The following is a 9,864-nucleotide window of genomic DNA, read 5'->3' as shown; positions in this document are numbered from 1 at the left end:
TATCCGCGTTGGACGAGCACTTCGACCGGCAGTGGAAATCCTTCGGCGACGGCAACCAGCGGCACCGGCGACGCAAACGCGGGCTGGCCACCTGGCGGCTCGTGCGCTACGCCGACGACTTCGTCGTGCTCGTCAAAGGCACCCAGCAGCACGCCGAGACACTGCTCGACGAAATCGCCCAGGTCATCGCCCCACTCGGGCTACGTCTGGCCCCCGACAAGACCCGCGTGGTGCACATCGACCACGGCTTCGACTTCCTCGGCCACACCATCGTGCGCCGCACGAAACGAGGAAGCCGCAAGACCTACGTGTTCACCTACCCATCCCGCAAGGCCATGCAAGGCGTGCGGGACCGAACACGCGAGTGCACCCAGAACAGATCAACCCTCTACCGCGACCTCGACGAGATCCTCCTGACTCTCGGCCGGTCGCTACGAGGCTGGGCCAACTACTTCCGCCACGGCTCATCCAGCCGCCATTTCCAGCAGGTCGACTACCACGCCTGGAAACGCATCGGCGCCTGGATCCGCCGCAAGCACCACCCCATCTCCTGGCGGGAGGTCCGCCGCCGCTTCACCCACGACGGACGCTACACCCACAACGGGATCACCTTCTACGGCGCAGCCAGCGTCAAAATCGAACGCTACCGCTACCGCGGCAGCAAGATCCCCACCCCCTGGACCATCACACCAACCACGACGGCGTGATCAACGGGCAAGACACACGGAGAGCCGTATGCGGGGACAACTCGCACGTACGGTTCGGGCGGGCGGCCAGCGGAAACGGACCGCGAGCAATCGCGGCACCGCGCCGCTGGCCGACCCCACGAGCGGCCCGGCTGACGCCGGGCCGCGCGCACGCGCTACAGCCGTTCCGGCCCCGCGCGCACGCCCACCAACACCGAGCCACGAGCCAGATGATCCCCCTGAAGCCGGGACGATCCCTTCACCCGGCACTCAAAGTGGGTGGCTCCGGGGATCGACGCCGCACCGCTACGCGGCACGCCACCGAATCTCACTTCTGCCGCAAGGCATCGATGCATCTGCATTTATGATAGATCCATGACGGCAGCCCAGGCCAGCGACAACAACCTCCGACACCCTTCGACAGGCAGACAACACGGAAAGTGAGCCACCAGCGGCGCACTACTCTAAGTCGAAGAATTCTGAGACCCAGTGCCACTGCGGACCGTACGACGCGAGGCGCGACAACCCAATTCGCAGGCACTCGGCGAGGGTCGCCTCTTCGGCCCGTACAAGCCCTCCCTCCCCCAGGGTTCCGCCGGAGACGATGAACGTCCAATACTCCCCGCCCTGAGCAAGCCTTTCGTGATCCACTTTGAGAATTGCAGTAGCCCCAGCTTCGGCGAGACGCCTCATTAGCTGCTCGATCTCAGTCACGCTAGCTCCCGTCAGTACCCGCGCAACGCTGCGGAGATGTCGTCTACGCTGGTCAACTGGCCCTTGCCAACCTTGTCAATGACACCACGTAGCTCCGTCGATGTTGGCCCGCTAATGACGCGGTTTCGTTGCATTAGCTGCTCGACAACAGCTTGGGCCGTCCGCTTATTTCCATTATCAAACATGTGACCACCCGCAATATCCCGGATCACGACTGCTGACTTGTCATAGAAGCTGTTGTAGCGAGATGCGTTAATCATCGTGTTCTCGAACGAGCCGTTCAGAAGAGTCTGGCCACCGAAGCTCCGATTAATCGCAGTAACCTCATCGGACCCCATTCCGGCTTTGAACCCGCCAGTTCCGCAGTTGTGTACGAGCACCGGCGTGGTGCCAGCCAACACATAGTACGTGTGGATGTTGTCGACCGTGAGGTTGTACATCGTTCGGGCACCGGTGTAGTTGGTGACCGAGACGACGGTGATCGTGATGGTGTCGGTCGAACGCAGCCGGTCGCCGGGTTGTAGGTCGCCGGCGTCTACCCACATCCGTTGGGTCTTGTCCCAAAACGGGTGGTGCTGGGTGGTGTGGATGACCTCCTTGGCTCCATTCACCCGCACCGTCACGTCGGTCAGCATGGTGTCGTGGTTAATGTGCTGAGCCGTGACCGTCTGTTGGCTTGGGTTCCCGGTCTGCGGATCAATGGCAATGACCCGGTCACCGACGTGTACCTTGGCAATGGCCTTCGTGGAGCCGCTGGCCATCGCTACCGCAGTGGATGGCGCGAAGCTGTTGAGCGGACATGTGCCGCGGATGCCCTCGGCGGCACCCTCGGCGGCCTTGGATGCGGAGCGACCGAAGGCGTTGCGGGTGAGGCCGCTGACGATGGCGCCGGCTTCCTTCTTCGCCGCTGCCTTGGCGGCCGCTGCGGCTGCCTTCGCGCCCGCGCCCGAGATCAGCGAGGAGACGCCGGCCTTGATGCCTTGGCCGGCTACGGATCCGATGCCGCCCGTGATGCCGCCGACGACGGCGCCGAGTGCGCCTTGCACGAACATGCCACCGAGACTGAAATTGCCTTTATGCTCGACTTTTGTCTCGACGGCGTACTGCACCATGCTGCCCACCGCGCCCGCGAGCGCGCCGCAGGCAACCGCGCCGACGCCGGTCCAGCCGATAGCCACGCCGCAGCCGATGCCTACTGCGACGCCGGCCACCACCCCGGCGACGGCGGCTTTGTGGTTGTCCACCCAGTTGGCGGTGGCCGTGAAGCCCTTCTTGAGCTTGCAACTCCAGCCGCACTTCTTCGGCTTGGGCGGGTCGTTCGGTGGTGGGTTGGTCTGCGGGTAACTGGCGGGCTGTGCCCCGCCGCCACCGCCACCGCCATCGTCCTTGGAAAACATTTCGCCGGACGGGTCGGCGTGCACGACCGGATTGTTGTCGGCATAGGCATAGCCCTCCATCGACTGCGGATCGCCGGTGTCGAGGACCGGATCCACCGAGATGAAGCGGCCGAGCACCGGGTCATACTCTCGAGCACCGAGGTGGGTCAGCCCGGTCGGGTCGTTGACACCACCCACGAATCCCTTGTCATTCGACCAGGTGGCGGCGGCACCACGCGAAGCGCCAAACGGTGTCTGCCGGCGGATCGTCTGGGCCTGCGTCTTCTCGTCCAGGGATATGTTTTGTGTGCCCTGGTGGTCGGCCGCCAGCCAGGTGAGTCCCTTGGCGGTGCGCTGTGCGACCGTGCCGCCGGCGTACGTGTAGTAGCGAGTGCAGCTCGTTGTGACAGTGCTGCTGTTGTAGCGCAGCTCTTCGTTGGGCAGGTAGAGGGTCTTGCCGGTGTTGTCCCGGCTGATCAACCGATTGCCGTCGGCGTCGTACAGGTAGCTGGTGCTGCCGGCGGTGTCGGTGACGCTCTGCAGATTGCCCTCGGCGTCCCAGTTCAGGGTCTGCGTGCCGTTGGGTCCGGGCCGAGTCTTGGTGTTTCCTGCCTTGTCGTATGTGTACGCGGCGGTCCGCGTGCCGGTGTTGTCGGTGGTGGTTGTGCCGCGCAACGCGTGCGGCTGCCCGGCAGTCGGCTCGGCGGGGTTGTTGTCGGTGAACGTGTAGGTCGTCGTTACGTCACCATTCGGGGTGGCGTGGTCGACCAGCTGAGCCCGTGCGCCGCCGAGGGTGTAGGTGTAGCTCTGCCAGTAGGGTGCTGGGCCGCCGAGCGCTGACGGCTGGGGTGCCGCCTGGCAGTCGTCGGCCGCCGGCGTCCATGCCTGCTGCAGCCGTTGGTACCGGTCGTAGCTGAAGCATTGGATATCGGTGTATCCGCCGCCGGTCGGAGTGTCAGCGATCTTCGTGATGTTGCCGGCATCGTCGTACTTGTAGTGCAGGTCTGCAACGGTGTTCGGTGCCGCGCCGTCGCGGTGCAGGCTGATCTCGCTGAGCCGACCGGTGGTCTGGTCGGTCTCGTAGTTGAGGTAGGCCCGTGAGCCTTTGCTGCTGAAAAGGCCGGTGTACAGGGTGTACTGGGTAGCGTGGGCGAGTGCGTCGTACTGGCTGTCGGCGACGATGCTCGACTCGGCCTCGTTGCCGTACAGTTCCAACAGGGTGAGCGGCTGGTCGAAATCGGTGTAGCCGTACAGGATCGTCTCTGGTTGCAGGTCGGCGGTCGCGGGGTAGCCGACTGCGCTGATGCTGCCGTCCGGGTTGTATCCGGTGCTGAATGTGTATGTGCCAGCCAGTCCGGTCTCCCCGCTCGGGATCGTCACACTGGACACGAGTGGCCGGTAGCTTTGGTCGTACTGCTTGACCGTGCTGACGTAGCGGCGGTTGGCGTCGATCCGGCTGGACTGGAACAGCTGGCCCTTCGCCGGGGTCACCCCGTCGGCGAAGGTGGCCTGGTCGTAGTCCCACTGGGCGAGTTGCCCGCTGGAGGTGACGCTGGTTCCCTTGTACAGGGCGGTCTTGCGGTCCAACGCGTCATACGTGTAGGTCAGTGCCGAGCCGTTGCCATCCTGGCTGGTGACCAGCCGGCCGCCGTCGTCGTACTTGTTAGTGGTTTGGCCGGCGTCCGGGTCGTTGCTGCTGATCTGCCGGCCGCGGAGGTCGTACCCGTAGGTCCACTTGCTGCCGTCTGGAGTGGTGACCGAATCGATCAGGCCCTTGCGGTTGTAGACGTAGTCGGTGTGGTCGTAGTCGGTGCCGGTAGCAGACCCGGTCGGGTACTGGCGTAGCTGCACGGTACGGTCGCGGGCGTCGGACCAGGTGCCGGTCGCGGTCGCTCCGTTCGGCGGCTCCACGTCGGTGTGGTCGCCGCCGTAGACCGTAGTGGTGCGCCAGCGCTCGACGGCTTTGGGCTGGAAGATCGAGGCGACCGCCCGGCCAGCGCCGTCGTAGACGGTGCGGGTCTGGTTCGGCACGTCCTGCTGGACCAGCGGCGCTACCAGGTCGATTCCGGGCCCGGCAGTCTTGTCGTAGTAGGCGCCGTAGGCCAGCACGGCGCGGCCAGCCGCATCGTAGAAGGTGTCGGTGAGAATCCGTCCGCCCAGGGGCGACGCCGTCTGCGTCTGGCGCGGCCGTAGGAGGCCGTCGTAGAGCGTGTACGAGGTCGTGACACCGCCCTTGGGGTTGAGGTGCCGGCTGGTCACCGCGTTCACCCCGTCGGTGCGAATCAGGTAGTCGTACGACGTGTCCGGGGTGTCCGAGCTGGGGTTCCGGCCGGGTAGCCACACCTTCACCAGTCGGCCGAGACCGTCATACTTCAGCGTGGTGGGCAGCTCGTTGACATCAGTAGTGATCGTTGCCAGGCCCCAGGCGGGTTCAAGTACCGTGGTGGTGCTCCAGCCCATCGGGTTGGTGTCGATGGTCTGGGTGACCGGGCCGCTGCTGGCCGGCGTGTACGTGGTGGCAGAGTGATGATTCAGCGCGTCCCACGACTCCTTCGCCCGGCCCAGTGCGTCGTAATTGGTTTTAGTGATCGGGACATAGGTGGGGCTGCCATTGTTGTAGGCGTTCATCTGGTCGGACTCGGTGACGTCGCCCTTGCTCGGCACCACGGCGTAGGCGTGTCCGTCGTAGAGGGTCCGCGCATCGCCGATCACGTCAGCCTCGGTAAGCGTCCCCGATGTCTTCTCGCAGCCGAGCGCGAACGTTTGAACCCGGTGCGGCAGCGACATCAGCCACACCGAGGTGTTACGCGGTTCGAATGTGGTGACGGTGCACTGCTCGTCGCCGGTCACCGCCACGTCGCCGAAGTCGTCCTCCTTGACGACCATCCCGTACTGGTCGAACGTGCTCTTCGTGTACGTCGTGCGGACCCCGGGTGTGTGATCCAACGTCACCCGGGAGTGCGTGCCCTCGGTGTTGACGAAACGCGCGTAAACCGTGGCACCGCCGATCGTCCGGCTCGCGGTGGGTGCGGACTGCCACGGGTCGTGGATCTCGCCGGACACTTCGGCACCACCCGGGCCGAGGAACGTGCGCGTCTCGCGCACCATCCCGGCGTACGCGTCCTCGTCCGGCACCGACCCGCCCTGCGAGTCAGTGACCGACACTGACCTCGTGCCGGACGGCTGATGATCTCCGTTCATCCCGCGGAAGAACGTGGTCTCGGTGTAGGTCTGCCCGCCCGGGTCGCCGGTGGTCACCCCGACCTTGCCGTACCCGCGCCACTGCGACCAGGTCTTGGCGTCGTCGGAGATCAGCCCGTCATCGTCGGCGTAATGCCAGGCGGGGACCCCGAAGTAGGTGTAGCGGTGCAGCACGCGAGTGGAGCCGCCAGTCCTGTCGGTCTCGGTGACCTCGTTGACGATGTACCGGTTGAAGTAGTCGGTCTGCTCGCTGAACCCCGGCGGCGTCCAGCGCACCGGGTAGCACCGCTTGGTGTTGCTCTCCGGCGCCGACGGAACGCTCTGCCCAGCGACGCAGTCGGTCTCCAGGTAGTCGACGTGGACGATGGCGCCGGTCTCGGTGTTGATGTCGGTGAGCCGCATCCAGTTCATCGGTGGCGCGTTATCCACCGCGTCGACCCGATTCGGCATCGCCTTGCCGGTGAACGTGACGTCAGGAAGCCTCGTCGTCGCCCCGACCAGCCCGGTATGACCGATCCTCTCCAGCCATAGCCCGGCCCGGGTGCCGTCCTGAGGATTGGGGAACGAATGCGTCAAAGTCCACTGCTCGACGTTGCGGAACTTCCCGCTCACCAGGTCATACGTACTGGTGGTGATTATTGTCAACCGCCGGGTGCTGTAGAATGACGGCATCCGGGCGTCACACGATGTGTCGTCCGAGCAAGCCAGGTCCCATGGCGCATCCGGCCAATGTTTCGCGTCGTGCGTGCCGCAGTCGCTCAGGCAGCGGTCGCCGTAGGCGAAGTCGACCCGGGCTGCGGCGTGCTCGGTGAAGATAGTGTCTTTACCGGTGTCCAGGTCCGGCTCGACGCGGGTGCCGTAGGCGACGTGGTCCAGGTATCCGGCCCGGACGTACGACTGCACCTTGCCCGTGCCGGATTGGTACTTGTTTATGTCGATTTTGTACCAGTACGACATGGTGTTGCCGTGCGGGTCCACGACGTAGTCCAGGTTCCATCGCCACGCCTGAAGGCACGAGGAATCCTTGAACGCGTCCTTGTGGCACGGCTCGCCAGCCTCGTTGCCGAATACCGGCACGGTCCACGTGGCGTTGGTCGTGTCCCCCGAACTCCAGCCCGGCAGCTTGTTGCGGCCGAACCAGTACTGCGTCCCGTTCGTCGTGGTCACGACCCACCACTCACCGTTGCGGGCGCCGTTGTCCGCACCGTTCTTGCGCTCGATCCGCGACCCGTCGTCGTTACGCAGGTGCCACAGGTTCGGATCGCCGGCATCTTTGATCAGATCGCCGCCCGAGCCGTTGAGGCTCAGCGCGGCGTTGTCGGTTTCCCAGCATTGGTCATCGGCGTACTTGTCCGCATCACCGGCATTGTTGCCGCCGGACGTGTCATCGCTGCACGTCTTGTAACGCCGCTCGATATAGCCGCTGGTCGCAAGATCGAATCCCTCACCCACCTCCGACGGCTGGTTGTTCGAGGACACCATCCGTCCGTCCACCGACTGCGACGAGTACCCCAACTCCAGCGTCGGCGCCGGACCGCCCATGGCCGGCGGCACTCGCATCGGATACGACCAGGAGAAGTTGCCCGAGGAACTGCCCGCCGACCACGTGCCCGAGGCGGACAATGTGGTGGCGCCATAACTACCGGCCGGCCCAGACGGTGCGGCCGCGAGCGCCATCAGCTGAGCACCGCCGAATGACACGTCCGCCGTTGCGGTTCTGGCGTGCGTATCGTTGCGGGTCGGGATCTCCGTGCCGCGACACTCGGTGCGCTCTGGTGTGGTCAGCGCACACTCCGGCAGTCGCACCAGCCGCAGCCGGGAACCCCAGTCGGCACCGTACGCAGTGGCGAACTTGCCGTAGTCCACGGTGACACCAACCGGGGCCGCCGCCGACAGTCCGTCCGCCCGTCGGACGCGGAAGAGCACACCACGCAGCCGGGCCTTCGCCGAGGCTGCCTGGTCGAGCATGTCGACGTGCATACGGGCAAGTGCCGCGAGATTGCGCACCGCCGCCTTTGCCGCGGGTTGCCGGAAGGACACCGGTACCGCGGCGGCCGCCGCGGAGAGGGTCAGGTCGGCGCTGCCCGCCGCCGGCCACTGCGGCGCCGGAAGGACGCCGGCCTGCGGCAGCTTGGCGGCCGTCACAGGTCGAGCGGCCACCTTACGCACCGGAACGCTCGGCTGGGCGGCCGCTTCCGGCGGGGTGTACGGCTTCGGCTTTGCCGCCGAAGCGGGCTGCTCGTGCATGGTGGCCACCAGGCTGGCCGCCACCAGCAGGGCGAGCCCGGACTTGACCCGGTTAGCGCGGACTCTCACCGATGACCTCCACCAATCAGGGGGCGTTGGGGAAACAGGGAGGGTCAGGAGGGCGTCGGCGGATGAATGACCACCGACTTGCCGGCCGGGAATCCGAAACCGTCCTCGTAGTACGAGATGCCGTCGTAATCCTCCGGCATGCTCCAGACAGACTCCGTGTACGGCACGGCCGTCGGATCCGGCGGATCCTTGAAGATCATCTTCATGCTTCCGTCCTCACCGAAGATCATCTCCCAGCTCAACCGCAGGTCCGGGCGCTCCCCGAAGTTGTAATTCCGGGCTTCGATCACGAACTGCCGATTCGGCGCGGTGCCGACCACGGCGGTGAACGTGCCGGAATTCGCGTCGCTGATGGGGTTGGCACCGGGCCAGAACTCGATGTCGCCGCCAATGCTTTCGGTGCTCGAATCTATGAGGTACATACTGCCCGCACCAATCGAAGCCATCGTCCACCGTCGACCATAAAACGGGAACGGAAATGGTAGGTCGATGTCGGCCCACCCGCCCGGAACCACCGTGTTGCCGGGAATCCATTTCTCCTGCTCGAGCGTGCAGGAATAGCCGAAGTCGTCGTAGTAGGTGGTGAGATCGAGGTTGACCACGGCGTCACCGTCAACCAGCACGTCAGGCTGGTTGGCGGCATCGCACCCCTGATAGACCTCCAGCCCGTAGGTGCCCGTCTCCAGGTCGCCGAACTCGTAGTGGCCGGCACTGTCGGCGTACCCCCTCAGGCCTCCCAGCCGCACCTCGGCTCCGCCGACCGGTGTGCCCTTACGTAGCACCGTTCCGGAGATCGACCCGGTCGGGATCGGCCACGGATCGTCTGGGTAGACGAAGGTCACCGCCGTTCCGGCGGCAAGCACCGGGCTTTGGAACGCGTACTGCAGGCCGTAACCACCGCCCGGGCTGGTGATGCCGATTGCTGCGGAGGAGCCCTTCGAGCGATCGTTGGCCATGCCGGAGTAGTTAAACGTGACATCCCCGCTCGGCGAGAGCAGCACTTCGAAGCTGAATCGGGCCGTTCCACCGTAATGGACGATGTTCCGCCACTCGATCACAAACTGCTGGGTCGATCCGCTGCCGATCGTCCCGGTCCAGACGCTGGCTTGCGCGTCCATATACAGGTTGTCCCAGAACGGCAGCACGGCGGCGAGCGGTGCGTTCGCCCGGTCCGGGAGGCTGACCTGGTCGTACGGCATCCAGCCCTGCGGATCGTGGAAGGTCACCACACCCTGGGTCGACACCCACAGACGGTCGTAACTGCGGCCGTAGTAGGGCAGTGTGAACGGAAGTGTGAACGGACCGAGGACCTTGGGAGTGTCGTCGCCGCTGGGCGGTACCTGGGTGGTGCCGGCAACGAACGCCGTGCCGGGCACGGTGTGGCAGGTGTAGCCGAAGATGTCAGACTGCGGCGCGAGCAGCAAATCGATCGTGACCGCGGCTTGCACATCCACTTCGGTGGTGGCGATCTGACCGGCGCAGCCGCTGCCGCCACTGGTCGCTGTCACATCGTAGGTGCCCGCCGCGATCCCGGTGAAGCTGTATGTGCCGGTGCTGCTGGTCGTACGGGT

At 65.3% G+C, this 9,864-nt stretch carries 4 protein-coding genes; 1 reads left to right on the top strand and 3 read right to left on the bottom strand.

Features of this window, described 5'->3' with window-relative positions; all coding sequences use genetic code 11:
• Positions 1-707: group II intron maturase-specific domain-containing protein (locus KJS59_RS29800; RefSeq protein ID WP_249715138.1), on the top strand; the 707-nt coding region annotated here is incomplete at its 5' end.
• A gap of 438 nt (positions 708-1,145) precedes the next feature.
• Here the strand turns inward: KJS59_RS29800 and KJS59_RS29795 are convergent.
• From KJS59_RS29795 to KJS59_RS29785, 3 genes are all read right to left on the bottom strand, one after another.
• Positions 1,146-1,400 (bottom strand): hypothetical protein, encoded by a 255-nt coding sequence (locus KJS59_RS29795; protein WP_213457197.1) that lies wholly within the window; start codon positions 1,398-1,400, stop codon positions 1,146-1,148.
• An 11-nt stretch (positions 1,401-1,411) separates the two neighbouring features.
• On the bottom strand, positions 1,412-8,293 hold the full coding sequence (locus KJS59_RS29790; RefSeq protein ID WP_213457195.1) for a polymorphic toxin-type HINT domain-containing protein: 6,882 nt from the start codon (positions 8,291-8,293) through the stop codon (positions 1,412-1,414).
• A 44-nt stretch (positions 8,294-8,337) separates the two neighbouring features.
• On the bottom strand, positions 8,338-9,864 hold a 1,527-nt coding region (locus KJS59_RS29785), incomplete at its 5' end, for a carboxypeptidase-like regulatory domain-containing protein (RefSeq protein WP_249715137.1).

This window comes from Rhizomonospora bruguierae (assembly GCF_018397995.1).
Classification (GTDB): domain Bacteria; phylum Actinomycetota; class Actinomycetes; order Mycobacteriales; family Micromonosporaceae; genus Rhizomonospora; species Rhizomonospora bruguierae.
Note: the sequence above shows the minus strand (reverse complement) of the source record. Positions and strands in the feature narration are given on the sequence as shown.